The sequence below is a fragment of the Klenkia marina genome, assembly GCF_900101025.1.
GTDB lineage: Bacteria > Actinomycetota > Actinomycetes > Mycobacteriales > Geodermatophilaceae > Klenkia > Klenkia marina.
This window is the reverse complement of the sequence record NZ_FMUH01000002.1, coordinates 189762-215290: the sequence shown is the minus strand read 5'-3', so window position 1 is coordinate 215290 and position 25529 is coordinate 189762. Positions and strand designations below refer to the sequence as shown.

At 74.0% G+C, this 25529-nt stretch carries 24 protein-coding genes; 8 read left to right on the top strand and 16 right to left on the bottom strand.

What is annotated here, in order from left to right:
- Positions 1-10: 10 nt before the first annotated feature.
- From BLP29_RS06220 to BLP29_RS06200, 5 genes are all read right to left on the bottom strand, one after another.
- Positions 11-1621 (bottom strand): methyl-accepting chemotaxis protein, encoded by a 1611-nt coding sequence (locus tag BLP29_RS06220; protein WP_092801392.1) that lies wholly within the window; start codon positions 1619-1621, stop codon positions 11-13.
- 102 nt (positions 1622-1723) lie between these two features.
- A complete protein-coding gene (locus tag BLP29_RS06215; RefSeq protein WP_092801389.1) occupies positions 1724-3346 on the bottom strand; it encodes a methyl-accepting chemotaxis protein in 1623 nt (540 codons plus the stop codon).
- Positions 3347-3395: 49 nt separating this feature from the next.
- Positions 3396-4997 carry a methyl-accepting chemotaxis protein gene (locus tag BLP29_RS06210; RefSeq protein WP_092801386.1) on the bottom strand — a complete coding sequence of 534 codons (1602 nt, stop codon included), beginning with the start codon at positions 4995-4997 and terminating at the stop codon, positions 3396-3398.
- Between the two features lie 258 nt (positions 4998-5255).
- Positions 5256-5702 carry a chemotaxis protein CheW gene (locus BLP29_RS06205; protein ID WP_092801383.1) on the bottom strand — a complete coding sequence of 149 codons (447 nt, stop codon included), beginning with the start codon at positions 5700-5702 and terminating at the stop codon, positions 5256-5258.
- A gap of 1 nt (position 5703) precedes the next feature.
- On the bottom strand, positions 5704-8115 hold the full coding sequence (locus BLP29_RS06200; RefSeq protein ID WP_092801380.1) for a chemotaxis protein CheA: 2412 nt from the start codon (positions 8113-8115) through the stop codon (positions 5704-5706).
- 373 nt (positions 8116-8488) lie between these two features.
- Here BLP29_RS06200 and BLP29_RS06195 point away from each other — a divergent pair, with 373 nt between their 5' ends.
- Positions 8489-10069 carry a peptide chain release factor 3 gene (locus BLP29_RS06195; RefSeq protein ID WP_092801377.1) on the top strand — a complete coding sequence of 527 codons (1581 nt, stop codon included), beginning with the start codon at positions 8489-8491 and terminating at the stop codon, positions 10067-10069.
- Between the two features lie 68 nt (positions 10070-10137).
- Here BLP29_RS06195 and BLP29_RS06190 read toward each other — a convergent pair whose 3' ends face one another.
- A complete protein-coding gene (locus tag BLP29_RS06190; RefSeq protein ID WP_092801374.1) occupies positions 10138-10668 on the bottom strand; it encodes a gamma carbonic anhydrase family protein in 531 nt (176 codons plus the stop codon).
- A gap of 48 nt (positions 10669-10716) precedes the next feature.
- Here BLP29_RS06190 and BLP29_RS06185 point away from each other — a divergent pair, with 48 nt between their 5' ends.
- The gene (locus tag BLP29_RS06185; RefSeq protein WP_092801371.1) at positions 10717-10980 is read left to right on the top strand and encodes a DUF1905 domain-containing protein; all 264 of its coding nucleotides are present in this window, start codon (positions 10717-10719) and stop codon (positions 10978-10980) included.
- A gap of 3 nt (positions 10981-10983) precedes the next feature.
- On the opposite strand, the gene BLP29_RS06180 is transcribed toward BLP29_RS06185, so the two are convergent.
- The 3 genes from BLP29_RS06180 to BLP29_RS06170 all read right to left on the bottom strand — a co-directional run bounded on the left by BLP29_RS06180 (position 10984) and on the right by BLP29_RS06170 (position 12757).
- Entirely contained in the window at positions 10984-11373 is a 390-nt protein-coding gene (locus BLP29_RS06180; protein WP_243469740.1) for an RNA polymerase-binding protein RbpA, read from the bottom strand.
- An 84-nt stretch (positions 11374-11457) separates the two neighbouring features.
- Complete coding sequence (locus BLP29_RS06175; RefSeq protein WP_092801368.1) at positions 11458-11736, bottom strand: hypothetical protein; 279 nt, start codon at positions 11734-11736, stop codon at positions 11458-11460.
- 28 nt (positions 11737-11764) lie between these two features.
- Positions 11765-12757, bottom strand: a complete 993-nt coding sequence (locus BLP29_RS06170; protein WP_092802954.1) for an EamA family transporter — start codon at positions 12755-12757, stop codon at positions 11765-11767.
- 80 nt (positions 12758-12837) lie between these two features.
- Here BLP29_RS06170 and BLP29_RS06165 point away from each other — a divergent pair, with 80 nt between their 5' ends.
- Positions 12838-13392: a CGNR zinc finger domain-containing protein gene (locus tag BLP29_RS06165; RefSeq protein WP_092801365.1), complete on the top strand. Its 555-nt coding sequence runs from the start codon at positions 12838-12840 to the stop codon at positions 13390-13392.
- Here BLP29_RS06165 and BLP29_RS06160 read toward each other — a convergent pair.
- A complete protein-coding gene (locus BLP29_RS06160; protein ID WP_092801362.1) occupies positions 13389-14276 on the bottom strand; it encodes an NAD(P)H-hydrate dehydratase in 888 nt (295 codons plus the stop codon). The genes BLP29_RS06165 and BLP29_RS06160 overlap by 4 nt on opposite strands.
- Positions 14260-14970 carry a histidine phosphatase family protein gene (locus BLP29_RS06155; protein WP_092801359.1) on the bottom strand — a complete coding sequence of 237 codons (711 nt, stop codon included), beginning with the start codon at positions 14968-14970 and terminating at the stop codon, positions 14260-14262. Before BLP29_RS06155 ends, BLP29_RS06160 begins: the two co-directional genes overlap by 17 nt.
- Before the next feature lie 99 nt (positions 14971-15069).
- Here BLP29_RS06155 and BLP29_RS06150 point away from each other — a divergent pair, with 99 nt between their 5' ends.
- The gene (locus tag BLP29_RS06150; RefSeq protein WP_092801356.1) at positions 15070-15642 is read left to right on the top strand and encodes a YdeI/OmpD-associated family protein; all 573 of its coding nucleotides are present in this window, start codon (positions 15070-15072) and stop codon (positions 15640-15642) included.
- 91 nt (positions 15643-15733) lie between these two features.
- Entirely contained in the window at positions 15734-17122 is a 1389-nt protein-coding gene (locus BLP29_RS06145; protein WP_092801353.1) for an aspartate aminotransferase family protein, read from the top strand.
- Positions 17123-17235: 113 nt separating this feature from the next.
- Here the strand turns inward: BLP29_RS06145 and BLP29_RS06140 are convergent, their stop codons facing one another.
- Positions 17236-17655 carry a universal stress protein gene (locus BLP29_RS06140; protein ID WP_092801350.1) on the bottom strand — a complete coding sequence of 140 codons (420 nt, stop codon included), beginning with the start codon at positions 17653-17655 and terminating at the stop codon, positions 17236-17238.
- Positions 17656-17674: 19 nt separating this feature from the next.
- A complete protein-coding gene (locus BLP29_RS06135) occupies positions 17675-19195 on the bottom strand; it encodes an APC family permease (RefSeq protein ID WP_243469739.1) in 1521 nt (506 codons plus the stop codon).
- Positions 19196-19341: 146 nt separating this feature from the next.
- On the opposite strand from BLP29_RS06135, the gene BLP29_RS06130 reads away from it, so the two are divergent.
- The gene (locus BLP29_RS06130) at positions 19342-20553 is read left to right on the top strand and encodes a saccharopine dehydrogenase family protein (protein WP_092801344.1); all 1212 of its coding nucleotides are present in this window, start codon (positions 19342-19344) and stop codon (positions 20551-20553) included.
- A 1-nt stretch (position 20554) separates the two neighbouring features.
- On the opposite strand, the gene BLP29_RS06125 is transcribed toward BLP29_RS06130, so the two are convergent.
- The 3 genes from BLP29_RS06125 to BLP29_RS06115 form a co-directional block, all read right to left on the bottom strand.
- Positions 20555-21598 carry a C40 family peptidase gene (locus BLP29_RS06125; RefSeq protein WP_092801341.1) on the bottom strand — a complete coding sequence of 348 codons (1044 nt, stop codon included), beginning with the start codon at positions 21596-21598 and terminating at the stop codon, positions 20555-20557.
- A gap of 134 nt (positions 21599-21732) precedes the next feature.
- The gene (locus BLP29_RS06120) at positions 21733-22173 is read right to left on the bottom strand and encodes a hypothetical protein (protein WP_092801338.1); all 441 of its coding nucleotides are present in this window, start codon (positions 22171-22173) and stop codon (positions 21733-21735) included.
- A complete protein-coding gene (locus BLP29_RS06115) occupies positions 22161-22373 on the bottom strand; it encodes a CopG family transcriptional regulator (RefSeq protein WP_207798339.1) in 213 nt (70 codons plus the stop codon). The genes BLP29_RS06120 and BLP29_RS06115 overlap by 13 nt, the downstream gene beginning before the upstream one ends.
- Before the next feature lie 201 nt (positions 22374-22574).
- On the opposite strand from BLP29_RS06115, the gene BLP29_RS06110 reads away from it, so the two are divergent.
- Positions 22575-23720 (top strand): hypothetical protein, encoded by a 1146-nt coding sequence (locus BLP29_RS06110; protein ID WP_133379058.1) that lies wholly within the window; start codon positions 22575-22577, stop codon positions 23718-23720.
- Between the two features lie 255 nt (positions 23721-23975).
- A complete protein-coding gene (locus BLP29_RS06105) occupies positions 23976-25499 on the top strand; it encodes a hypothetical protein (protein ID WP_133379056.1) in 1524 nt (507 codons plus the stop codon).
- Positions 25500-25529 lie beyond the last annotated feature (30 nt).

Here is a 25529-nt window from a genome sequence, read left to right as displayed (position 1 = left end):
GGGTCGGTGGTCAGTAGGTGAAGCGGCCGACCGTGGACCGGAGGTCCGTGGCCATGCGCGAGAGCTCGTCGACCGCGACCCGGGTCTGGCCGAGGGCCTGGGTCGTGGAGCCGGCCGCGGTCGAGACACCGGTGATGTTGGCGGCGATCTCGGTGGTGCCGCCGGCGGCCTCGGCCACGCTGCGCGACATCTCGTTGGTCGTCGCGGTCTGCTCCTCCACCGCCGAGGCGATGGTCAGCTGGTAGTCGTTGATCTGGCCGATCACGGTGCCGATCCGGCCGATGGCGTCGACGGCGCCGGTGGTGTCGTGCTGGATGGCCTCGACCCGGCGGGCGATGTCCTCGGTGGCCCGGGCGGTCTCCTGGGCCAGTTCCTTGACCTCGTTGGCCACGACGGCGAAGCCCTTGCCGGCCTCGCCGGCCCGGGCGGCCTCGATGGTGGCGTTGAGCGCGAGCAGGTTCGTCTGCTCGGCGATGCTCGTGATGACCTTGACGACGTCGCCGATCTCCTTGCTCGACAGCCCCAGCTTCTGGATCGTCTGGTTCGTCGTCTCGGCCTCGTTCACGGCCTCCGCGGCGACGCGGGCGGCCTCGTTGGCGTTCTGGGCGATCTCCCGGATCGACGCCGACATCTCCTCGGCACCCGCGGCCACCGTGGCCACGCTGCGCGACACCTCGTCGGCAGCACCCGAGACCACCGTCGACTGGACCGAGGTCTCCTCCGACGACGCCGAGATCTGCGCCGCCGAGGCCGACAGCTCCTCGCTGGAGGCCGCCACCGCGTCGGCCGAGCCGACCACGGTCGACATCAGACCGCGCAGGTCGGCCAGGGCGCTGTCGAGCAGGGCGGCGGTCTGCCCGACCTCGTCCTGGCTGTCGACGCCGGTCGAGACGGTCAGGTCACCGGCAGCCAGGCCGGTCACCGCGGCCTGCAGCTTGCGCAGGCGCGAGACGATCGACCGTGCGACGACCACGCCCAGACCGAGGGCCAGCAGCAGCCCGACCACCAGCGTGGCCAGCAGCACGTTGCGGGTGCTGGTGTAGGCGGCCGCGGCAGCGGCCGCGTCGTCGGCGGCGGCGGCGGTGCGGTCCTGCGCCAGGGTGTCGAGCGAGTCGACGAGACCGGTCATCAGGGGCGTCACCTGCGAGTTGCGCAGCTGCGTCCACCCTGCGGTGTCGCCGGCGGCGGTCAGCGCGTCGAGCTGTCCGGTCAGAGCGATGTACTGGTCCACCCCGTCGACGGCGCCCTGCACCACGTCACGGTTGGCGTCGCTGAGGTCCACCGAGGACAGCATGTCCTCGCCGGCTGCGGTGAGGCCGTCGACGGCCTCGCCGCGCGACTCCGTCCACTGCGCCAGGGCCTCGGTGTCGCCGGACTTCGTGGCGTTGGTGCGGCTGGACTGGGCGAAGCGGATGGCGACGAGCTGGTAGCGCATCTCCTGCGCCAGCTGCACGCCCCGCACGTCGTCGGCGTAGACCTCCTGGGTGCGGTCGGCCGAGTCCGACAGCGCCGACAGGCCGACCGCCCCGACCGCCGTGGCGGCCGCGGCCGCGACGAGCACGGCCGAGAGGATCTTGGTGCGGACGCTCAGGGAGCTGAGTCGGGTCCGGGTGGTGGTCATGAGCTGCTCCTGGGGGACTGTGCGGGGGTGTCCACTGCGTCGCGGACCCCGGGCGACGTCGTCACCCGGCCCGGGAGAGGCTCGGTGCCTCCCCGGGGTGGATCAATAGGTGAACGCGGCGACGCTGCTGCGCAGATCGGTGGCCATGCGGGACAGCTCGTCGACGGCGACCCGGGTCTGGGTCAGGGCCTGGGTGGTGGACTCGGCGGCGCCGGAGACGCCGGTGATGGTGCCGGCGATCTCGGTGGTGCCACCGGCGGCCTCGGCGACGCTGCGCGACATCTCGTTCGTCGTCGCCGTCTGCTCCTCCACCGCGCTGGCGATGGTCAGCTGGTAGTCGTTGATCTGGCCGATCACCGTGCCGATGCGCCCGATCGCCTCGACGGCACCACCGGTGTCATGCTGGATGGCCTCGACCCGGCGGGCGATGTCCTCGGTCGCCCGGGCGGTCTCCTGCGCCAGCTCCTTCACCTCGTTGGCCACCACCGCGAAGCCCTTGCCCGCCTCACCGGCACGCGCCGCCTCGATCGTGGCGTTCAGCGCCAGCAGGTTCGTCTGCTCCGCGATGGAGGTGATGACCTTGACGACGTCGCCGATCTCCTTGGACGACAACCCCAGCTTCTGGATGGTCTGGTTCGTCGACTCCGCCTCGCTGACCGCCTCCGCCGCCACCCGGGCGGCCTCGTTGGCGTTCTGCGCGATCTCCCGGATCGAGGCGCTCATCTGCTCGGCGCCGGCGGCCACGGTGGCCACGCTGCGCGACACCTCGTCGGCCGAGCCCGACACCACCGCCGACTGGGCACTGGTCCGGCCCGCCGACTCCGCGATCTGCGCGGCCGACGCGGAGAGCTCCTTGCTGGAGGCCCCGACCGCGTCGGCCGAGCCGACCACGGAGGACATCAGCGACCGCAGGTTGCCCAGCGCCTCGTCGAGGGCCCCCGCGGTGTCGCCGACCTCGTCGTTGCGCTGCACGCCGGTCGCCGTCGTGAGGTCCCCCGAGGCGAGGGCGACGGCGCTGTGGCGCAGCCTGCGCAGCGCCGTGACCATCCGGCCGGACGTCCACAGGGCCAGCCCGAGGACGACGACCACGGCCAGCGCCAGCGCGATGCCCACCAGCCAGGTGGCCCGCGTCTGCGCGGCGTCCGCCGCGGCGGTCTCCGCGTCGACCCGGTCGGCGAGGGAGGCGTGCAGGTCGGCGGTCATCTGCAGCAGCTGGTAGTACGCGTCGTAGACCTGCCCGAGGATGACGGCGTCGCCGGCGTCGGTGCCCTCCGGCGTGTTCAGCGCGTAGGCAGCCACCGCCTGGTCGTCGGCGGCGAAGAAGTCGTCCCACGTGCTGAGGATCTGGTCGTAGGTGGACTGCTCCTCGGCGGTCAGCACCTCCCGCGGCATCGCGGCCAGGGTGGCGTCCAGGGCCTCGGAGGAGGCCACGAAGCCGGCCCGGTTGACGCTGGTCGGGTCGACGGCCGCGAGCGGGCCGACCCGACGTGCGTCCCAGGCGTAGGCGACCTGCCAACCGCTGATGTCGGCGTCGGCGGTCTGGATCTGGCGGGACACGTCGAGCGCGGTCTCCAGCTCGAGCACCGCGTCCAGCCGATCACCGGCCGTGGTCAGGCTGGTCAGCGCGACGGTGCCGACGGCTGCCGCCGCGACGATGCCCGCGGCACCGACGGCGAGCACCTGCGAGCGGATGCCGAAGCGGCGCCCTCGGGTGGTCGTGGTCATGTCCAGGTCCTCGTCTCGGTGGTCGTCTCGGGGGCGGCGGGTCGGCGGGTCAGTGGGTGAAGCGGCCGACGGTGGACCGGAGGTCCGTGGCCATGCGCGAGAGCTCGTCCACCGCGACCCGGGTCTGGGAGAGCGCCTGGGTGGTCGAGTTGGCCGCGGTCGAGACGCCGGTGATGTTCGCGGCGATCTCGGTGGTGCCACCGGCGGCCTCGGCCACGCTGCGCGACATCTCGTTCGTCGTGGCGGTCTGCTCCTCGACGGCGCTGGCGATGGTCAGCTGGTAGTCGTTGATCTCGCCGATGACGGTGCCGATGCGGGCGATGGCCTCGGTCGCCCCGGTGGTGTCGGCCTGGATGGCCTCGACCCGGCGGGCGATGTCCTCGGTGGCCCGGGCGGTCTCCTGCGCCAGCTCCTTGACCTCGTTGGCCACCACGGCGAAGCCCTTGCCCGCCTCACCTGCGCGGGCGGCCTCGATCGTGGCGTTGAGGGCCAGCAGGTTCGTCTGCTCGGCGATGCTGGTGATGACCTTGATGACGTCGCCGATCTCCTTCGACGACTCACCCAGCTTGGCGATGGTGGCGTTGGTGGCCTCGGCCTCGCTCACCGCGGTGGCCGCGACCCGGGCCGCCTCGTTGGCGTTCTGCGCGATCTCCCGGATCGAGGCACTCATCTCCTCGGCGCCGGCAGCCACCGTGGCCACCGACCGCGACACCTCGTCCGCGGCACCGGACACGACGGTCGACTGCGCCGAGGTCTCCTCCGACGACGCCGAGATCTGCGCCGCCGAGGCCGAGAGCTCCTCGCTGGAGGCCGCCACTGCGTCCGCCGAGCCGACCACGGTGGTCATGAGCGCCCGGAGGTCGGCCAGCGCACCCCGCAGCGCGTCCGCCGTGCGGCCCAGCTCGTCCTGCGAGAGCACCTCGGGCTCGGTGGTGAGGTCACCGGCCGCCAGCGCGGCGATGGAGCCCTGCAGCGAGCGGAGCGCCCGGAGCATGCGGCGCACCACCAGCACGGTCAGGGCGCTGGCCACGAACAGGCCGCCGGCGAGCGCGACCCAGATGGTGGTGAAGGACGTCGACGCCTGCGCGACCCCGGCGTCGGCCCGGGTCTGCGCCAGGGCGGCCTGGGCGTCGGCCTCGGCCTGCAGCGGCTCCACGACGGCGGTGGTCGCGGGGCGCACCTGCTCCTGGAACAGCGCGCCGAACCCGGCCTCGTCGCCGGCGTCGGCGAGCGGGAACAACGTGTTCTCGGCGAGGTCGTAGTAGGCCTCGAGCTGGGTGCGGAACTGCTGGAACGAGTCCGGGTCCGCCGCCGCCGGGGCGTAGGCCGTGATGAGGTCCTCGATCTCGCCGCGGCGCTCGGTGAGGTCGGTGCGCAGCTCGGCGCGGACGTCGGCGTCGGCGATGCCGTACTGGATCACCCGGGCGCGGTCGCCCTGGTAGCTGCGCTGGATCTCAGAGAGCTCGATGAGCGGGACGACGGTGCCCCGGTACAGGGTCTGGCCGGAGTCACGGAGCGACCCGATGTTGACGGTGGCGAGCACGGCCAGGCCCACGGCCACCAGGGCCAGGGTGACGACGGCGGCGCCGATCTTCATCGCGATCGGCAGGTCGGCTGCCCATCGGCGGGAGGTCTGCTGCGGGGCGGTCATGGGGGGGCTCCAAGCTCACGGCGGCGGGCGGTGGGTCGACAGGTGGAGATGGCGACGCTCTTGGGCAGGTCGCGCCCGCGGCGCCGGGGGCGCCGGTGATGCCGGGTGACGTCCGTGTCACCCGGGGTGCTGGCCGAGCTCCGGCCAGGGCAGGGGTGGGACCGGATCGCCGGCGAGCAGGTCGTCGGCGATCCGGTCGGGTCGTGCAAGGGGTCGTGCGAGGGTTCGTGCGAGGGGTGGTGCGGGCTGCCTGCGGGATCAGGCCGCGACGGCGCGGGCGACGTCGAGGGCCAGCAGCAGCCGGCCGTCCAGCTTGTAGGCACCGCGGATGAGGTCGCGGGCGCGGCCGTCCAGGGTGTCCGGCGGCTGCTCGAAGTCCGCGGCCTCGACGTGCACGACGTCGGCGATGCCGTCGACCAGGAAGCTGACGGCCTCCCCGTGCATGCGGACGACGATCACCACGCTCTCGGCGTCGTCCCCGCGGGCCGGGCGGCCCAGCCGCTCGCGCAGCTCGATGGCGGTGACCACCTGGCCGCGGAGGTTGATCAGGCCGGCCACGGCCGGCGGGGCCAGCGGCACCCGGGTGAGCTTCTGGGCCCGGAGCACCTCCTGCACGTGCTCCACCTCGACCCCGTAGAGGTCGCCGTCCAGCCAGAAGGTGGCCAGCTGCGCGGTGCCGGTGCCCGGCGTGGTCAGGGTGCTCATGTCAGACCGCCATCAGGTCGTCGGAGGCCGCCGGGGCGGTCGTGTCGAAGGCGTAGAAGCCGGGGTCGGCCGCGAGGATCGCGGCGCGCACGTCGAGCAGCTCGGTGACCTTGTCGCCGAAGACGGCGGATCCGAGCAGGCCCATGTCGTCGATGTCGCTGTGCTTGGCCTCGCTGTCGTCGATGATGTCGAGGATCTCCTCGACGACGATGGCCACGCTGCGGTCACGGTCGGCGTAGACGATGACCTCGAGGGTGTCCTTGACCGTCTCCTCGCCGTAGCCGTAGGAGGACGACGCACCCAGGTGCTGGTCCAGCCGGACGATCGGCAGGATGGCGCCGCGGTACTGCACCACCTCGCGGGAGCCGACCCGTTCCACCGTGGCCGTCTTGATCTGCTCCAGCCGAGTGACGGTGTCCAGCGGGATCGCGACCCGCCGTCCCCCGCCGATGGCGGCCAGCAGCATCCGCGAGCGGTCGGCCGAGGCAGCGGTGGTGCTGGCTGCGGCGGCCGCGGCGCTGCGCTGGTCGGCGCGCTCCATGGTCTCGGCCCGCAGGGCCCGCCGGGCGAGGGCCTGGACGTCGAGGATGAGGGCGACGGTGCCGTCGCCGAGGACGGTGGCCCCGGAGTAGAGGCCGATGGACTTGAGCTGGGCGCCGACTGCCTTCACGACGATCTCCTCGGTGTTGATGACCCGGTCGACGACCAGGCCGAAGCGGCGGCCCTCGGACCGCAGGACGGCGATGACCACGTGCCCGTCGTGCCGCTCGGAGCTGGTGCCGAAGACGTCGGCCAGCTGCACCAGCGGCAGCAGCTCGCCGCGCAGGCGGTAGACCTGCGCGCCGCCGATCTCCTCGACCGCGGTGGCCGCCTTCTCGGCGTCCAGGCTGACCAGCTCCTGCAGGCTGACCTGCGGGATGGCGTACCGGTCGCCGGCGCACTCGATGGTCAGCGCGGGCACGATGGCCAGGGTCAGCGGGATGCGCAGGCGGGTGCAGGTGCCGCGGCCGGGCTCGGACTCGATCTCGATGGTGCCGCCGATGGCCTCGATGTTGGTCTTGACGACGTCCATCCCGACCCCGCGACCGGACACGTTGGTGACCGCGGCGGCGGTGGAGAAGCCCGGGGCGAAGATCAGCTGCAGGATGTCCGCGGTGGCCATGCGGGCCAGCTGGTCCGAGGTCACGAGGCCCTTGCGCAGCGCGCTCTCGCCGATCTTGACCGGGTCGATGCCGGCGCCGTCGTCGATGACCTCGACCACGACCTGGCCGGACTCGTGGCGCGCCCGCAGGCTCAGCACGCCCTCACCGGGCTTGCCGGCCGCGCGGCGGGCGTCGGGGGTCTCGATGCCGTGGTCGACGGAGTTGCGCACGAGGTGGGTCAGCGGGTCCTTGACCGCCTCGAGCAGGGTCTTGTCGAGCTCGGTCTCGTTGCCCTCCATGGCCAGCCGCACGGTCTTGCTGCACTGCATGCCGAGGTCCCGGACGACGCGGGGCAGCTTGGACCAGATGTGGTCGATGGGCTGCATGCGCGTCTTCATGACGCCCTCCTGCAGCTCGCTGGCGATCAGGTTGAGCCGCTGCCCGGCGCGCACCAGATCGGTGTCGGCCTGCCGCGAGACGTACTGCACGATCTGGTTGCGGGTCAGCACGAGCTCGCCGACCAGCTGCATGAGGGCGTCGAGCAGGTCGACGTCCACGCGGATGGTGGAGTCGGCGACCGCCCGACGGGGGGCCTCGCCCTCCTCGGCCGCGCCGGCGGCCTTGGTCGCCACGGGGGCGGCGGCCTTGGCCGCCACCGGGGCCGGGGCGGCAGGGGCGGCCGCCGGGACCGGCACGGGGGCCGGGGCCGGGACGGCGACCGGCGCGGGAGCCGCGGCGGCGACCGGCGCCGGGGCGGGCTCCTCGGCGGCGGCCTGGGGGGCCTCGGGCACCTCGACGGCCGCGACGGCCGCGACGGCCTCGACGGCCTCGACGGCGGGCTCCTCGGCAGGGACCTCGGCGGAGGTCTCCTCGGCGCCGTCCGCCGGCTCCTCGAGTGCCGCGCTGATGAGCTCGACGGCGAGCTCGACGTCGACCGCGCCCTCGCCACCGGTGGTCTCGATCGACTGCAGCAGCTCGCGGACCGTGTCGACCATCGTGAGCAGCGCGTCGGTGCGGCGGGGGGTCAGCTGCAGAGCGCCGTCGCGCAGCCGCGACAGCATGTTCTCCCCGACGTGGGCGACCTTCTCCAGCTTCCCGAAGGCCAGGAAGCCGCTGGTGCCCTTGATCGTGTGGATCGTGCGGAAGATGCTCGAGAGCCGCTCCCGCGAGTTGGGCTCCTGCTCGAGCGCCACCAGGTCCCGGTCCAGCTGGTCCAGGTTCTCGTGGCTCTCGACGAGGAAGTCCTCGACGATGTCGTCCAAGCCGTCCACGCTCGTCCTCTTCCTGCTCCTCCGCGGGGACATCCCCCGACCGTCAGGCTCGATTACGGCACGGCCCCCACGTTGTTCACTCGAACCCGAGCCGTTCCGCTGCATTTTTGTCGGCGGCACGGGTCACCATTCGGTGAATGGTCGACGACCACCCTCCCACCCGAAGGGGTGAGACCAAAACCCCAGGTCGCGACGCTGGATGTCGACTCGGGGCCGCCGGTCGCACCCCCTCGCCGTCGAGATGTCGACACCATTCCGGGCGATGACCGGCACCCGTGTCGACAATGGTCCGCGCCATTCCCGGACCCACGCCGCCGACCATTCCCCGGCCGGGCCGGGGCCCCCGGTCCGGCCGCGCCGTAGACTCGCGGGAATGAGCACCGCCGCCGGCGAGGCCGCGCGCCGTCGGACCTTCGCCGTCATCAGCCACCCCGACGCAGGCAAGAGCACCCTCACCGAGGCCCTGGCCCTGCACGCCCACGTGATCGGGCGGGCCGGCGCGGTGCACGGCAAGGCCGGCCGCGGGGCCACCGTGTCCGACTGGATGGACATGGAGAAGGCCCGCGGCATCTCCATCACCAGCGCCGCACTGCAGTTCGCCTACCGCGACGCCGTGGTGAACCTGCTGGACACCCCCGGCCACGCCGACTTCTCCGAGGACACCTACCGGGTGCTCACCGCCGTCGACGCCGCGGTGATGCTGGTCGACGCCGCCAAGGGCCTCGAGACCCAGACCATGAAGCTGTTCGCGGTCTGCAAGCACCGCGGCATCCCCATCATCACGGTCATCAACAAGTGGGACCGGCCCGGCAACGAGGCGCTGGCCCTCATGGACGAGATCGCCGAGCGCACCGGCCTGCAGCCCACCCCGCTCACCTGGCCGGTCGGCATCGCCGGTGACTTCCGCGGCGTGCTCGACCGCCGCGACGGCAGCTACCGGCACTTCACCCGCACCGCCGGCGGCGCAACCATCGCCCCGGAGGAGGTCATGGACGCCGACGCCGCGCTGGCCCAGGAGGGCGACGCCTGGACCACGGCGCTCGAGGAGAGCGAGCTGCTGGAGGCCTCGGGCGCCGAGCACGACCAGGAGCTCTTCCTCGCCGGCGCCACCACCCCGGTGCTGTTCGCGTCCGCGGTGTCGAACTTCGGGGTCGCGGCGCTGCTGGACACCCTGGTCGACCTCGCTCCCCCGCCGGCCGACCGGCCCGACGCCGACGGCAAGCCCCGCGCCCTCGACGACCCCTTCAGCGCCTTCGTGTTCAAGGTGCAGGCCGGCATGGACACCGGTCACCGCGACCGGCTGGCCTACATCCGCATCTGCACGGGCGTGTTCGAGCGCGGCATGGTGGTCACCAACGCGTCCAACGGGCGACCGTTCGCGACCAAGTACGCCCAGCAGGTGTTCGGCCGCGACCGCGAGACCATCGAGACCGCCTACCCCGGCGACGTCGTGGGCCTGGTCAACGCCAGCGCCCTCGGGGTGGGCGACACCCTGTACGTGGATGCGCCCGTGACGTATCCCCCCATCACCACGTTCGCCCCCGAGCACTTCGCGGTGGCCCGGGCGGCGGACACCAGCAAGTACAAGCAGTTCCGCAAGGGCATGGACACGCTGGCGGGCGAGGGCGTCGTCCAGGTGCTGGTCTCCGAGCGGCGCGGCGACGGCGCCCCGGTGCTCGCCGTCGTCGGCCCCATGCAGTTCGAGGTGGCCACCCACCGCATGGAGCACGAGTTCGGCTCGCGGATCAGCATCGAGATGCTGCCCTACTCGGTCGCCCGCATCACCGACGCCGAGTCCGCGCCCGAGATCGCCAAGGCCCGGGGCGCGGAGATCATGACCCGGCCCGACGGCGAGGTCCTGGCGGTGTTCACCGACAAGTGGGCGCTGCGGGCGCTCGAGCAGAACAAGCCCCACCTCACCCTCACCCCGCTGGTGGCAGCTCAACTCGCGTGACAGAAGGACCCGATCGCCCCCCACCCCACGCTCCGCGCGGGGCGGGCCCCTGCGACCGGGCCGTTCCATCAGTCGAGAACTCGAAGACTTCGGTGTTGCTGGATGCGGTCGGTGTAGCTGGTCGCGTTGGCCCGGATGCGCTCGACGGCGGCGCCACCGAGGTCCTTGACGACCCTGGCCGGCACACCCGCGACCAGCGAGCCGGGCGCCACGACCATCCCCTCGGTGACCACGGCGCCGGCAGCGACGATCGACCCCGAGCCGATGTGGGCACCGTTCATCACCACCGCGCCCATGCCGACGAGCACGTCGTCGTCCACGCGGGCACCGTGCAGCACCACCCGGTGGCCGACCGTGACCCGGTCGCCGAGCACCAGCGGGGACCCGGGGTCGCTGTGCAGCGTCGAGCCGTCCTGCACGTTGGAGTCCGCACCGATGCGGATGGACTCGGCGTCGGCGCGCACGACCGCGCCGTACCAGACCGAGGCGCGGGGCCCGAGCGCGACGTCGCCGACCACGACGGCGGTCGGCGCGACGAACGCGGTGGGGTCGACGGCGGGGACCCGGTCCCCGAGGGCGGCGATCAACGGTGCGGTCATGCCCACCTGCCTACCGCACGGCGGCCGGGCGCGGCATCATCACCGGCCATGACCACGTTCCGCACCACCCTCGAGGCGACCGGGGGCAACAACGTCGGCATCGTCGTGCCCGAGGACGTCGAGCTCGGCTTCGGCCGGGGCAAGCGGGTGCCCGTCGTCGTGACCGTCGACGGCGGCTTCACCTACACCACCACGATCGGCGTCATGGGTGGCCGCTACCTGGTGTCGTTCAACGCCGCGACGCGCAAGGCCACCGGCCGCGGTGCCGGCGACGAGGTCGAGGTCGAGCTGGTGGTCGACCCGGACCGCTGAGGCTCAGGCCCGCGTGCGCCGGGCCCGCAGCACCTCGAGCCGCTCGGCCAGCAGCTCGTCGAGGTCGGCGATCTCCCGCCGCTCCAGCAGCATCTCCCAGGGGGTCTTGCTGACCCGGGGCGGCCCGGTCTTGCGCGCTCGGCCCCGCGGGGCGTCGTCCTCGTCGGCGGGCTCGGCGACCGGGGTGTCCGGCGTCACCACCAGGGCGGCCGGGCTGCCGTGCCGCGGGCACGCCCAGGTGGACGGCGGGATCGCGTCGGCCGCGAACGTGATCGGGACGTCGTGGCCCTGCTCGCAGGCGTAGACGTGGGTGGCGGACTCCGCGAAGGTCGCGCCGCGGACGGTCTCCAGGCTCGTCGAGCCCATCCGGGATCCGCGCAGGTTGTCGGGCACGGGAGCCTCCTCGCTCGCTGTGGCGTCTGCTCGGGTCTAGCCGGTCAGCCCGAGGTTCAAACGCCGTTTACGCAGTCGAGGATCTCAGTGGAACGGGCTGGGCACGATGCGGGGGGTGCGCGGGGCCCGGTCGGCCTGCCCCGCCGCCCGGCGCGCCGACACCAGCTGGGACACCCGGTTGCGGGTCACGCCGGCCTCGCGCGCGACGGCCGAGGGGGCATGACCGGCCTCGACGGCATCGACGAGGGCCGCCTCCCAGCGCCGTTGGGCCTCGCGGGCGGCGGACTGGGCGGCCTGACGCTCGGCGTCGGCCACCCGGATCGCTGCGACGGCTGCGTCTGTGGTGTCTGAGGTGCCGGTCATCACCCCACGATAGGCGCCCGACCTGCCCTTACGTCGTGCGGACTCGCTGGGGCCGGTCCCCGGGTGCGGGCGCGGTCCCCTCGGGCAGGGTCTCGACGGGCGCCGGCGGCACCCGGTCCTCGCCCATCCGCACCAGCACGATCCCGGCGAGCACGACCACGCCGCCGACCAGCTGCACGACCCCGGGCGCCTGCCCCAGCAGCAACCAGGCGAAGAGGACGGCGAACAGCACCTCGGTCAGCCCGACGAAAGAGCTGGTGCGCGAGCCCAGGCGGCGGATCGCGGCGACCCCGCTGGCGTAGGCGAAGGCCGCGGCCACCAGGGACAGCCCCAGCACCGGCACCAGCCAGCTGACCTGCACGCCGGCCAGGTCGACGTCGGCCGTCGCGGTGCGCCAGGGCACGACCCCGACGGCGGCGGCCAGCCCCAGGGCGACCGCGCCCACGCCCAGCCCGCCCCAGGCGCTGACCAGCGGGGGCAGCGCGCCGTCGGTGCGCCCGGACACCACGAAGTAGACGGCCAGCCCGACCGCGGCCAGCAGCCCCCAGAACACGCCGAGCAGGTCGACCTCGGCCCCGCTGAGCACGTCGAGCACGAGCACGAGGCCCAGCACGGCCACCGCGACGCCGGCCGTGGTGGTGCGGGAGGGCCGCTGGGCGTGCCGCAGCCACATCCACAGCACCACGAGGACGACCCCGGAGTACTCCAGGAGCAGCGCGACCCCCACCGACAGCCGGCCGATGGCCAGGAAGTAGGCCAGCTGGCAGCCGGCCACGGCCAGCAGCCCGAAGGCGAGCACCGACCCGACGTTGGCCCGCAGCAGCGACCAGCGGCCACGCAGCTGCACCAGCGCCGGCACGGTGAGCACCAGCGCCGCCAGCCCGACCCGCACGGTCACGGCCGCCGCGGCGCTCCACCCCGAGGCCAGCAGGCTGGAGGCGAACACCCCCGACGTGCCGAAGGCGGCGGCCGACGCCAGGGCGAGCAGCAGACCGGTGAGCCCGGCACGGCGATCCAGCACGGTGTCCTCCACGGATGAGGTCAGGACCGACGGGTCGTATGCTCCTGACGTGTCGCACCGTAGCAGACGTCAGGAGCAACATGCTCTTCGCCCATGACACCGAGGTCGGCCTGCAGGCCGCCGCGGGCCTGGTGAACACCGCCAGCGGCTCGGGCACCGGCACCGAGCTGCTCCCCGACCCGCCCGCGCTCGCCGCCTTCCTGGACACCTGGGGCTTCACCGGCCACCGCGCCGGCGACGACGCCGAGCTGGCCGCGGTGCACCGGCTGCGGGCCCGCCTGGCCGAGATGTGGGACGACGACACCGACGGCGTCGTCGCCGTCGTCAACCGGCTGCTGCGCGACGGCGACGCCCAGCCCCAGCTGGTGCGGCACGACGACTGGGGGTGGCACGTGCACGCCACCGAGCCGCACGCCCCCCTGGCCCACCGCATGGCGGTCGAGGCCGCCATGGCCGTGGCCGACCTCGTGCGCGCCGAGGAGCTGGACCGGCTGAGCCGGTGCGAGGCCGAGGGCTGCGGAGCCGCACTGGTCGACCTGACCAAGAACCGCTCTCGCCGGTTCTGCGACACCGCGTGCGCCAACCGCACCCACGCCGCGGCCTACCGCGCCCGTCGGGCGGCTGCCCGGGGCTAGAGGTCGACCTCGCTGAGCACGCGCGGCAGCTCCGGGGGGAGCTCGCGGGCCAGGAAGCCCAGCCGGCCGACCGAGGCGGCCAACCGCTCGCCCGCCCGGCCGTGCAGGTGCGCTGCCCACACGGCCGCCTGGGCAGGCTCCGCCCCCCGGGCCAGCAGCCCGGCCACCACCCCGGCCCGCACGTCACCCGATCCGGACACGCCGAGGCCGGCGCCCCCGCTCTCGTCGCGCCACAACCGGCCGTCGGGGGCCGCGACCCAGCTCGTCGCCCCGCCGAGGGCCACCACGGCCTGTGCCCGGTCCGCCATCTCCACCGCGGCGGCAGCCGGGTCGTCGACCTGTTCCACGTGCAACCCGAAGGCCAGCTCGGTCGGGTTGGGGGTCAGCACCACCCGGCCCTCGAGGTGGTGCAGGCAGGAGGGGTCCGCCGTGACCGCGGCCAGACCGAGGGCGTCGAGGGCCAGCGGACCGCGCAGCTCGGGCAGCAACCGCTCGACCAGCTCACGGGTCTGCGGTTCGTCGACCATCCCGGGCCCGACCAGGACGGCGGCCGCCTGCTGCGCGAGGTCCAGCACGCGCTCGGCGGCGTCGGCCCGCACCGCGCCCTCGTCGGTCTCGGCCAACCCGCGCACCAGCGCCTCCGGCAGCGCGGACGACGTCACCGGTGCCAGGCTCCGCGGGACGGCGACCTGCAGCTTGCCCGCGCCCGACCGCAGCGCGGCCTCGGCGGCCAGCAGGACGGCCCCCAGGGTCTCGGTGCTCCCGCCGACGACGAGCACCGAGCCGCGGGCGTCCTTGCCCCCGGTGGGTTCGGGCAGCCGCCAGTCGCGCAGCAGCTGCGGGGTGACGAGTGCGGGTGCGGCGTCCTCAGGGGTGCGGGACATCGGGCTCCTCGGTGACGGTGACGTCCGCCAGGTGCTCGACGGCGTTGAACTCCTGCAGCTCCCACCCGTGGCCCGCGGCGCGGTACCGGGTGAGGGATGCGTTGGCGACCTGCTCGGTGCGGTCGACCTCGAGCAGGCGCTCCTCCGACAGCTCCTCGAGGACGTAGCGGAAGACCATGACCACGGCTTGGTGGGCGACCACGAGCAACCGGTCGCCGTCGTACCGCAGCGCCTCGGTGGCCAGCACGCTGCGCACCCGCAGGGCGACGTCGGCCCAGCTCTCGCCGCCCGGCGGGCGGTACCAGAACTTGCCCAGCAGCCGCCGGCGCTCGGCCTCCTCCGGGTACCGCTCGCGGATCCCCTGCGCCGTCATGCCGTCGAAGGCCCCGAAGTCGCGCTCGCGCAGCCGCTCGTCGCACCGCACGGGCAGGTCCAGCCCGGTCGCGGCCCGCCGAGCGGTCTCGGCGGCCCGGGTGAACGGCGAGGCCAGGACGGCGGTCGGCCGCTCGTCGAGCCCGGCGAGGTGGCAGCCCAGCGCATCGGCCTGCTGCTCCCCCGTGGGCGACAGCGGCACGTCGGGGTCGCGGACGTCGAGCTCGAGCCGGTCGACGCCGAGGGCGTGGGCGCGGGCGTCGGCGAGGTTGCCCTGGCTCTCCCCGTGCCGCACCAGCCAGAGCTGGTCCGGTCCGGGCACGCGTCGGGTCACCGTCGACCCGTGACCGCCCGCGGGGGTTCCGAAACGCCGGCCCCACTCGGTGCACGCCGAACCGGGCAGAAGCGCCACGATGTCGGCGTGGAGCGTGAATTCGAGGTGCGGTCGTTCGCCGACGGCGACGAGCTCGACGCCTGGCTGGCGGAGAACGGCGCCTCGGCCCCCGGGCTGTACGTGCGGCTGGCGAAGAAGGGGGCCGTCTTCGCGTCGGTCACCTGGGCCCAGCTGGTCGAGGGCTTGCTCTGCCACGGCTGGATCGACGGCCGGGCCAACCGGTACGACGACACGAGCTGGACCATCCGGGTCACGCCCCGCCGTCCGCGCAGCATCTGGTCGGCCAAGAACGTCGCCACCGTCGCCGAGCTGGTCGCGTCGGGCCGGATGCGCCCGGCCGGGCTGGCCCAGGTCGAGGCCGCGCAGGCCGACGGCCGGTGGGAGCGCGCCTACGCCGGTCCGGCCACGATGACCGTGCCCGACGACCTCGCCGCCGCGCTCGACGCCGTCCCCGCCGCCCGTGCGGCCTTCGACGCCCTGGACGGCACCGACCGCTACGCCGTGCTGCACCGCGTGGCCGTCGCGGCGAACGACCGCACCCGGGCCAGGAAGATCGACACCCTGGTGACGATGCTTGCCGAGGGCAGGACGCCGCACTGACGGTCTCGCTTTCCGCGACCTGTTCTGGCTACGCTCCCGGGTGTCGAACCGTCGTCGGACGACGGAATCCGCAGCCGCAGGGGGTACCGCCATGACCACCACCGAGCAGCCGGTCACCGAGCCGGGCCACTACGGCCCACGGGACGTGGACAACCTGTGGCTGCACTTCTCCCGCATGGGGAGCTACGGCGAGCAGGCCCCGCCGGTGATCGTGAAGGGCGAGGGCTGCTACCTCTGGGACGACCGCGGGCGCAGGTACCTCGACGGGCTGGCCGGGTTGTTCGTCGTCCAGGCCGGGCACGGCCGCCGCGAGCTGGCGCAGGCCGCCGCGAAGCAGGCCGAGGAGCTGGCGTTCTTCCCGATCTGGTCCTACGCCCACCCCAGTGCCATCGAGCTGTCGAAGCGGCTGGCCGCCGCCGCGCCCGGCGACCTCAACCGGGTCTTCTTCACCACCGGCGGCGGCGAGGCGGTCGAGACGGCGTGGAAGGCGGCCAAGCAGTACTTCAAGCTGGTCGGCAAGCCGGCCAAGCACAAGGTGATCAGCCGGGCCATCGCCTACCACGGCACGACCCAGGGGGCCCTGTCCATCACCGGGCTGCCCGCGCTCAAGCAGGACTTCGAGCCCCTGGTGCCCGGCGCCTTCCGGGCGGCCAACACCAACATCTACCGGGCCCCCTACTTCGGCGACGACCCGAAGGCGTTCGGCCAGTGGGCGGCCGACCAGATCGAGCAGGCGATCCTGTTCGAGGGCCCCGACACCGTGGCCGCGGTGTTCCTGGAGCCGGTGCAGAACGCCGGCGGCTGCTTCCCGCCCCCGCCCGGCTACTTCGACCGGGTGCGCGAGATCTGCGACCGGCACGACGTGCTACTGGTCAGCGACGAGGTCATCTGCGCCTTCGGCCGGCTGGGCACCACGTTCGCCTGCGAGAAGTTCGGCTACGTGCCCGACATGATCACCTGCGCCAAGGGCATGACCTCGGGCTACTCGCCCATCGGCGCGATGATCGCCAGCGACAGGGTGATGGAGCCCTTCCTGCGCCCCGGCGTCACCTTCCCGCACGGCTACACCTTCGGCGGGCACCCCGTCTCGGCGGCCGTCGGCCTGGCGAACCTGGACGTCTTCGAGCGCGAGGGCCTCAACCAGCACGTGCTGGACACCGAGCACGACTTCCGCCGCACGCTGGAGAAGCTGACCGACCTGCCGATCGTGGGCGACGTCCGCGGCGACGGGTTCTTCTACGGGATCGAGCTGGTCAAGGACAAGGCGACCAAGGAGACCTTCGACGCCGACGAGAGCGAGCGGCTGCTGCGCGGGTTCCTCTCCGGCGCCCTGTTCGACGCGGGCCTCTACTGCCGCGCCGACGACCGCGGCGACCCAGTCGTCCAGCTCGCCCCGCCGCTCATCGCCGGCCAGGCCGAGTTCGACGAGATCGAGCAGATCCTCCGCGGCGTCCTCACCGAGGCCTGGGCGCGGCTCTGAGGGAGGCGTCCTCCTCCACGGGAGTCCGTCCCCCTCCACCGACGTTCGTGGAGGGGGACGGACTTCGATCAGGGGCCCTGATCAACGCTGCGCGGACGGGCCCGCGCCCGGGGTCACTCCTGCTCGGCGGGGACGCAGAGAACGGGGCGGGCGGACAGGTGCAGCAGCTTGTGCGGCACCGAGCCGAGGATCGCGCCGCGCAGCGGGGTCTCGCCGTAGGTGCCGACGACGATCACCCGGGCGTCGTGCCGGTCGGCGGCGTCGAGCAGGGCGTCGACCGGCTTGGCCGGCAGCACCTCCACCACGGTGCGCACGCCCGCGGCGTCGGCGACCTCGACGGCGTGCCCGACCGCCGTCCCGCCGATCTCGGCGAGGGCCTGCGCGTGCGCACCGGCCTCCTCGCCCACCGTCCCCGGCGGGGCGGCGCCGAAGACCAGCACCAGCGGCTCCTCGAGCCGGGCGGCCAGGTCGACGGCCAGGTCGAGGGCGCGGCGGGCGCCCGGGGACTCGTCGTAGCCGAGCACGATGCTCACGGTCGGTTCTCCAGATGGGTCACGGGGCGGGGTCCTCGACGGCGGCGGCCGTGCGGCCGGCGGCGATGTCGGCCTGCAGGCGCTCGGCCGTGGTGGTCTTCTCGGCCCAGAACCGGCGGTCCTTGAACCGCCAGAAGAGCATGAAGAGGACGCCGACCAGGAAGATGGCGATGCCCATCACCAGCGGCGGGCCCAGGCCGAACCAGGCGGTGCCCAGGTCGGAGTTCGCCGGGTCGGCGAGGTCGCCGATCGACTCGACCAGCAGCCAGATCAGCAGCGCCGACCCGATCAGCGGGCCGACGCCGATGAGCAGGAGGTCCTTCGCGCTGCGGGTCAGCTGCTTGCGGTGGAACACCGCGCACGCGATGCCGGTCAGCGAGTAGTAGAAGGCGATCAGCAGCGACAGCGCCGTCAGCGAGTCGAACAGCGCGTTCTCGCTGATCAGGTTGACCACGACGTACCAGGCCGCGGCGATGACCGCGACCAGCCAGGTGGAGACGTCGGGCGTGCGGAAGCGCGGGTGGATGCGGGCCAGCGCCTTCGGCATCGCGTGCCGCCGGGCCATCGACAGCCCGGTGCGCGACGCCGGCAGGATGGTGGTCTGGGTCGAGGCGATGGCCGAGGTGGCCACGGCCAGCAGCAGCACCCAGTCCCAGCCCCCGAGCACCTGCGTGGCCATCGTCGCGAAGATCGTCTCGGCCTCGTCCTCGCGGGAGGCCAGGAAGTCGGTGCCGAAGTAGCTGAGGATCGCGATCGTGACGCCCAGGTAGGTCACCAGCAGCACGACGGTCGAGACGATGGCCGCCTTGCCGGGGGTGGACTCGGCGTCCGACGTCTCCTCGGTCAGGTTGACCGCGGACTCCCAGCCCCAGTAGATGAAGACGCCGAGCAGCAGCCCCCCGGTGAGCGCGGCACCACCGGCACCGAAGGGGTTCAGCCAGTCGATCGACGGGGTGAGGTTGCCGCCGTCGGCCTCGCCGTTGCCCGAGAGCCCGGCGACCAGGGCGACGACGGCGAACACCAGCAGCGCGCCGACCTGGGCGATGATCAGGCCGTTCTGCAGCTTGGCGCTGGTCTCGGTGCCGATGACGCAGATCCAGGTCATCGCGAAGATGAGCAGCACGGTCAGCGTGCGCACCAGGAAGGTGTTCTCGGCCAGGCCGTCGAGCTGCAGGGCCAACAGGCCGAACCGCACGCCGGTGTCGGCCAGCGAGCCGATGACCAGCACACCGGTCATCGAGATGGCCCAGCCGCCCATCCAGCCCACCCACGGCCCCATGGCCCGGGTGACCCAGGAGAACGTCGTCCCGCAGTCCTGGTCGGCCTTGTTCAGGTAGTAGAAGGCCGAGGCGATGAGCAGCATCGGCACGAACGAGGCCAGGAAGACGCCGGGGGCGTACACGCCGACGAGCGCCACCACGGCGCCGACGACCGCGGCCAGCGAGTAGGCCGGCGAGGTCGACGCCAGGCCGATGACCAGGGCGTCGACGAACCCGATGGCCCCCGACTTGAGCTGCGGCTGGTCCGTCGACCGGCTCACTGGTTCCGTCATGCCACGGTTATCGCAGGTGGACAGCCGCTCCACAAGGGTTTCCCGTGTCACGAGTTCGCGCGGCGACGGAAGCCGTCGCGCCGGTGGCCGTCGTCACCTAGGCTCCCGGCCACCCCTCCCGAGAGCAGGTCAGCATGCGGATCCTCCTGGTCGGCGCCGGTGGCGTCGGCAGCGCCTTCGCCGCCATCGCCGCCCGGCGCGGCTTCTTCGAGGCCCTGGTGGTCACCGACTACGACGGCGCCCGGGCCGACGCCACGGCCTCCGCCGTCGGCGACGACCGGTTCAGCAGCGCCGGGTCGGTGGACGCCGGCGACGCCGACGCGGTGGCCGCCCTGCTGGCCGAGCACCGCTGCGACGTGCTCATGAACGCCGTCGACCCGCGGTTCGTGATGCCGCTGTTCCGGGCCGCGCTGGCCGGCGGGGTGACGTACGTGGACATGGCCATGTCGCTGTCGCACCCCCACCCCGAGCGGCCCCACTCCGAGACCGGGGTCAAGCTGGGCGACGAGCAGTTCGCGATGGCCGGCGAGTGGGAGGCGGCGGGCCAGCTGGCGCTGGTGGGCATGGGCGTCGAGCCCGGGCTCTCCGACGTCTTCGCCCGCTACGCCGCCGACCACCTGTTCTCCGCCATCGACGAGCTCGGCGTGCGGGACGGTGCGAACCTCGAGGTCGAGGGCTACGACTTCGCCCCCTCCTTCAGCATCTGGACGACGATCGAGGAGTGCCTGAACCCGCCGGTGGTCTACGAGAAGGCCCGCGGGTTCTTCACGACGCCGCCGTTCAGCGAGCCCGAGGTGTTCGAGTTCCCCGAGGGCATCGGGCCGGTCGAGTGCGTGAACGTGGAGCACGAGGAGGTGCTCCTCATGCCGCGCTGGGTGGACGCCGGCCGGGTCACCTTCAAGTACGGCCTGGGCACCGAGTTCATCGACGTCCTCAAGGCCCTGCACAAGGTGGGCCTGGACCGCACCGACCCCGTCACCGTGAAGGGCGTCCAGGTGTCACCGCGCGACGTCGTCGCCGCGTGCCTGCCCGACCCCGCCCGGCTGGGCGACCGCATGACCGGCAAGACCTGCGCCGGGCTGTGGGTGACGGGCACCGGGAAGGACGGCGAGCCCCGGCAGGTCTACCTGTACCACGTGGTCGACAACGAGTGGTCGATGCGCGAGTACGGCCACCAGGCCGTGGTCTGGCAGACCGCGGTCAACCCCGTCGTGGCCCTCGAGCTCGTCGCCGCCGGCACCTGGGCCGGCGCCGGTGTGCTCGGCCCGGAGGCCCTGGACAGCGTGCCGTTCCTCGACCTGCTCACCGAGTACGGCTCCCCCTGGGGGATGCGCGAGGGCGGCTGAGTCAGGCGACGCGGCGCGCCCCGGCGTAGCCGCGCTGGTCGACGCTGGTGACGGCGACCGGGCGACCGCTGACGCTGGCGTGCACCATCTGGCCGTTGCCGATGTACATGCCGACGTGGCTGACCGGTGAGTAGAAGACCACCAGGTCGCCGGGCTGCAGGTCGGCGCGGGCCACGGCGGTGCCCAGGCCCGACTGGGCGCGGCTCGAGTGCGGCAGCGAGATGCCGGCCGCGGCGTAGGCGAACTGGGTGAGGCCGGAGCAGTCGAACCCGTCGGGGCCGGCGGCGCCGACCACGTAGGGCTTGCCCACCTGGGCCAAGGCGGTCTGGATCGCGGCGGCGGCGGCCTCCGACGGCGCCGCGGCCGGGGCGGCGTAGGCGGCGTCGGCCATCGCGGCGGCGGACAGCTCGGGGCCCCCGACCGCGGTGGAGACCGCAGCACGCTGGGGCGCGGCCAGCTGGGCGTAGGTGGACCGGTAGGCGGCCAGCTGGGTCTGCAGCTCGTCCTGCTGGGTCTGCAGCGCGTCCAGCGACGCGGCGGCGGTCGCCTCGGCCTGGTCGGCGGCCGACCGGGCAGCGGCCGCGGCCTGCTGGGCGGCGGCGAGCTCGGCGAGGACGGCGTCGGTGTGGTCGGTGAGCTGGTTGATCGTCGACCAGCGCTGGAGCATCTCGTCGGCCGACCCGCTGGTCAGCACGGTCTCCAGGCCGGAGGGCACCCCGTCGACGAAGCCGGTGAGCACGATGGCGTCGACCTGCGGCTGCAGCGCGGCGACCTGCGCATCGGCCTGGTCGGCGGTGGCGTCGGCGTCGGCCGCGGCGGTCTGCAGGTCGGTGAGCGCCAGCTCGGCGTCGTTGACCTGCTCGCCCAGCGCCTCGATCTGGTGCGCGGTGTCGGCGACGGCCCGGGCGGCGTCGGCGGCGGTGGTGGGCTGGGCGTCGTCGGGCGCAGCCGACGCCGGGGCGACGACGACGGTCAGCAGGACTCCGGTGACGGCAGCCGGGACGGCGACCCTGGCCCAGCGGCGTGCGGTCGAGCGCGGTGTCATGGGAGCCCCTCCGGGTCCCGCTCGCGCACCGGGGAAGCGGCGCCGTCTCCGAGCGGGTCGACACGCAACGTAACGAGGTCACTGCGTGTCGACAGGGACATGCCGAGGTGTGTCCGTCCCACCTGCCCCAGCCGTCACACCGGGTGGTCACCGCCCGTCGTCGGCGACCAGCCCGACGGGGTCGACCGCCGGGTCCGCACCGCCCCTGGTGGGTCCCCCCGCAGGGCCGCAGCGATCTCGGCGACGGACTCGGTGCGGCCGGTGACGACGTCGGTGACCAGGTCCACGGCCGCGTCGGGCGCGATCTGCGCAGGCGCGTCGAGCAGGCCCATCAGGGCGAGGGCCGCGGCCAGGGCGAAGGGCCGGTTCCCGGTCGCCAGCGGTCCGCCGGTCGCCAGGGTGTGCAGGAGGGCCGCGGCCTTCTCGGCCGGTGTCGGGTAGACGTCCCGACCGTCGGACACCGCCGACGCCCGGGCGAGCCCGGCCACCAGCAGCCCGGGGTCGGCCACGACGACGTCGGGGCCCACCACCCGGGCGGCGACCTGCAGGAGGTCGTCGAGGGTCAGTCCCGCCACCGCAACAGCGCTCCCAGTGCGGCGCCGTAGCGCTCGAGCTCGACGTCCAGGACGAGGTCCAGCGGGGTCGCCCGGACATGCAGGTCGAGGTACTCGTCGACGGCCCGCTTGGCGACCTCCTGCATCGAGACCCGCTCGACGCGGGCCTGGGCGCGCAGAGCCTCGGTCTGCGCACCGGACAACCGCAACGTCATGGCCATGTGCCGCTCCCAGCACGTCCGTCCCGTCCCCCGCGGTGATACCACCCATGGTGGCACCGGTCACACTTGTTGCCCACCCTCGTACGCGGAGTGACCGAGTCGGAACGTTCCGTCCATCAACTCGCCGACGTGACGCCGTTCCGGCGCGGATCCGAACCGGAACCTGGCCGTGAGGCCGCCTGGGCTCCTAGCTTTCGCCGCATGCCCAGGGCCGACCTCCCCGCCGACGGCGCAACGCCGTCCCAGGGTCAGCCGTGGGTGCGTCGCGTCGTCGCCGGCGCCGCCCTCGGCCTCGGTGCGGTGGGCGCGTTCCTCGTCCTCACCGGCACCGCGTCGGCCGACGAGATAGGCGGCACGACGCCGACCGCCGTCACCGAGGCCCCGCCCGCCGACGACGTCACGACCACGTCGGCCAGCGAACGGGCCACCGAGCCGTCGGCCGCGGAGGCACCGTTCGCCGACCCCGGTCCGGCGACCACGACGACCGCCGCCCAGGGCGACGCCGCGTCGACACCCGAGGACACGACCGGAGCCGGCGGGGACCCCGCACCCCCGGACGGCGCACCGACCCCCGACCCGGCCCTGACCGCCTCCGCGACCACCTCCGCGACCGGCGGCGCGTCCACCTCCGAGTCCTCCGGGACCAGCACGTCCGCGGGGAGCGACGCGGCCGTGGCCGGGTCCACGTCGGCCGGCGACGGGACGACCGACGGCCGCACCACGAGCGACACCAGCGGGTCGGGCAGCACGACCACCACGCCCCCCGGCGCTCCGGTCACCGGGCCCGTCGACACCTCCGGCACGGCGTCGGCCGGTGCCGGCTCGGCCACCACCGCGACGACGGCCACCGCCGTCCCCAGGTCCGCGCCGGTCAGCGCCGTGGGGCCCGAGCCGGTGGCCGGCCCCGGCGCGGTCACCGTCCCGGTCAGCACGATCGGCACCGGCCCGGCCTGCGGCTCGGAGGTCCCCGCCGTCAGCCGCGCCCCCCGCGCCGCCGGTGCCCCGCGACCGGCGGTCGGCCCGGCGGGACCGACCCGCCCCACCCTGGTGGTGCCGGCCGGCGCGGACCCGGTGGCATCCGCCGCGGGCGACGTCCCCGTCACGCCGGGCGCCCCCGATCCGCTGCCGGCTCCTGGCAGCCCGGAGGCCCCCGTCGCCGTCCCCGCGCCCTGCGGCAGCTCGACCGGCTCGGGCGCGGGCCGCACCGCCACGGGCCCCGGCGCGCCGACCGCCGTCCTCACCGCAGACCTCCCCGCCCACCGGGCCGGGAGCGCCACCGCGTGCGTCACCGCCGCCGTGGCAGCCGTCGTCGACGCCGACGACGACCCGGGCTCCCGCCCCGACTAGCACCGACACCGCGCGGTCCAGCCCCGCCCCGGGTGTGCCCACGGGGGGCACACCACGGCGGGCGATCCCTTCCCGGCCTGGCCAGCCCGGATCACCGCACCGCGCCACGCCCCGCTCGTCCCGAGCAGAACTCGGCAGCGCCGCTCCACGGGTCCACAGCCGCCACGGGGGCTCACGACCGCTCCACCCTGCGCCACCCATCCCGCACCACCAGCTCGTGCGCAACGACGCACACCAGCGACAAGGAACGCAGTCATGAACCGAACTGTGCGCAACGGCCTCGCCGTCGCCACCATGGCCGGGGGGATCTTCCTGCTCGGCTCCGCGGTCGCCTCCGCGGACGAGGGCACCCCCACCACCACCGCCAGCTCGGAGTCCGTGGGTGGGCCCGCGGTCACCGAGGTCGACACCTCCACGAACGCCGACGGCTACGCCGAGGGGCACGAGGTCGGCAACGCCGGCATCGCCGTCGGCGGCGCCGGGGGGAACGGAGGGTCCGTCGTCCAGGCCCCCGTCTCCAGCGGCGTCGTCGCCGGCTCGGTGCACGGGGACACCACGGCGTCCTCGTCGGCCGAGAGCACGGTCACGAACACCGGTGCCGGCGGCGACGGCGGCAGCGCTGCGGTCTCACCGGTCACCAGCGGCGACGTCACGGGCGGCAACGCCGGTGCCGACGGCGGCGGCGACGTGACCGCCACCTCCGAGTCGGTCGGGGCCGGTGGTGGTAGTGGCGCCCCGGCGACGGACGCGGTGGCGGCGACCAGCCCGGGCGGCACCGGCGGTGCCCTCACCTCGGTGGACGCGTCCACCGACGCCTCCGCCACCGCCGGTGGCCACGAGGTCACCAACCTCGGGGTCGCAGCCGGCGGCCAGGGCGGGAACGGCGGGGACGTGCTCGGCGCACCGGTCTCCTCCGGCACGATCTGCTTCGCCTGGAAGGGCGACAACCACTGCAGCTCGACCGCGACCAGCACCATCACGAACAACTCCCCCGGGGGCAACGGTGGCGACGCCTCGGTCAGCCCGGTGACCTCGGGCAACGTCTCGGGTGGCAACGCGTCGGCCAACGGCGGCGGCAGCACCACCGCCAGCGCCGAGTCCCTCGCCCTCGGCGAGTTCCTGCACTGGCTCAGCGGCGGACTGTGGGGGATGTCGGGTGACGGCGGTGCTCACACCTGGGTCGACTCGTCCACCAACGCGTCCGGCAGCGTCCACGGGCACCAGGTGGACAACGCCGGACTCGCCCTGGGCGGCAACGGCGGCAAGGGCGGTTCGGTGGTCGGCGCGCCGGTGACCTCCTACGTCATCTGCTTCGCCTACAAGGGCGACAACCACTGCAGCTCGACCGCGACCAGCACCATCACGAACAACTCCCCCGGGGGCAAGGGCGGCGACGCCTCGGTCAGCCCGGTCACCAGCGGTGACGTGACCGGCGGCAACGCCTGTGCGTCGTCCTCGGGCACCCCGTGCCCGTCGGCCACCGCGCCCACCCACCCGGTGCAGCCGGCCGCCCCGGTCCACCCCGCGGCCCCGGCCCCGGCCCACCCGGTGATCCAGCCCGCGGCCGCCGAGCACCCGGCCGCTGCCGCTCCGGTGCAGCGTGCCACCCCGGCGGTCAGCCACTCCGCCGGCTGGACGACGGTCCACGCGGCGTCGTCATCACCCTCGACGCTGGCCTACACCGGCGCCGACGTGACCGACGCCCTCGGCCTGGGCCTGCTGGCGCTGGCCGGCGGCCTCGGCCTCGCGCTGGCCGGCCGTCGCCGCTCGGCCGCCTGACGGCACCGGGCCCGCCGTCCCCCTGACCCG

Excerpts from the sequence above, each read along its gene's own strand:
- BLP29_RS06220 (WP_092801392.1), bottom strand. The coding sequence starts at position 1,621 with ATGACCACCACCCGGACCCGACTCAGCTCCCTGAGCGTCCGCACCAAG.
- BLP29_RS06215 (WP_092801389.1), bottom strand. The coding sequence starts at position 3,346 with ATGACCACGACCACCCGAGGGCGCCGCTTCGGCATCCGCTCGCAGGTG.
- BLP29_RS06210 (WP_092801386.1), bottom strand. The coding sequence starts at position 4,997 with ATGACCGCCCCGCAGCAGACCTCCCGCCGATGGGCAGCCGACCTGCCG.
- BLP29_RS06205 (WP_092801383.1), bottom strand. The coding sequence starts at position 5,702 with ATGAGCACCCTGACCACGCCGGGCACCGGCACCGCGCAGCTGGCCACC.
- BLP29_RS06195 (WP_092801377.1), top strand. The coding sequence starts at position 8,489 with ATGAGCACCGCCGCCGGCGAGGCCGCGCGCCGTCGGACCTTCGCCGTC.
- BLP29_RS06190 (WP_092801374.1), bottom strand. The coding sequence starts at position 10,668 with ATGACCGCACCGTTGATCGCCGCCCTCGGGGACCGGGTCCCCGCCGTC.
- BLP29_RS06185 (WP_092801371.1), top strand. The coding sequence starts at position 10,717 with ATGACCACGTTCCGCACCACCCTCGAGGCGACCGGGGGCAACAACGTC.
- BLP29_RS06175 (WP_092801368.1), bottom strand. The coding sequence starts at position 11,736 with ATGACCGGCACCTCAGACACCACAGACGCAGCCGTCGCAGCGATCCGG.
- BLP29_RS06165 (WP_092801365.1), top strand. The coding sequence starts at position 12,838 with ATGCTCTTCGCCCATGACACCGAGGTCGGCCTGCAGGCCGCCGCGGGC.
- BLP29_RS06160 (WP_092801362.1), bottom strand. The coding sequence starts at position 14,276 with ATGTCCCGCACCCCTGAGGACGCCGCACCCGCACTCGTCACCCCGCAG.
- BLP29_RS06145 (WP_092801353.1), top strand. The coding sequence starts at position 15,734 with ATGACCACCACCGAGCAGCCGGTCACCGAGCCGGGCCACTACGGCCCA.
- BLP29_RS06130 (WP_092801344.1), top strand. The coding sequence starts at position 19,342 with ATGCGGATCCTCCTGGTCGGCGCCGGTGGCGTCGGCAGCGCCTTCGCC.
- BLP29_RS06125 (WP_092801341.1), bottom strand. The coding sequence starts at position 21,598 with ATGACACCGCGCTCGACCGCACGCCGCTGGGCCAGGGTCGCCGTCCCG.
- BLP29_RS06115 (WP_207798339.1), bottom strand. The coding sequence starts at position 22,373 with ATGGCCATGACGTTGCGGTTGTCCGGTGCGCAGACCGAGGCTCTGCGC.
- BLP29_RS06110 (WP_133379058.1), top strand. The coding sequence starts at position 22,575 with ATGCCCAGGGCCGACCTCCCCGCCGACGGCGCAACGCCGTCCCAGGGT.
- BLP29_RS06105 (WP_133379056.1), top strand. The coding sequence starts at position 23,976 with ATGAACCGAACTGTGCGCAACGGCCTCGCCGTCGCCACCATGGCCGGG.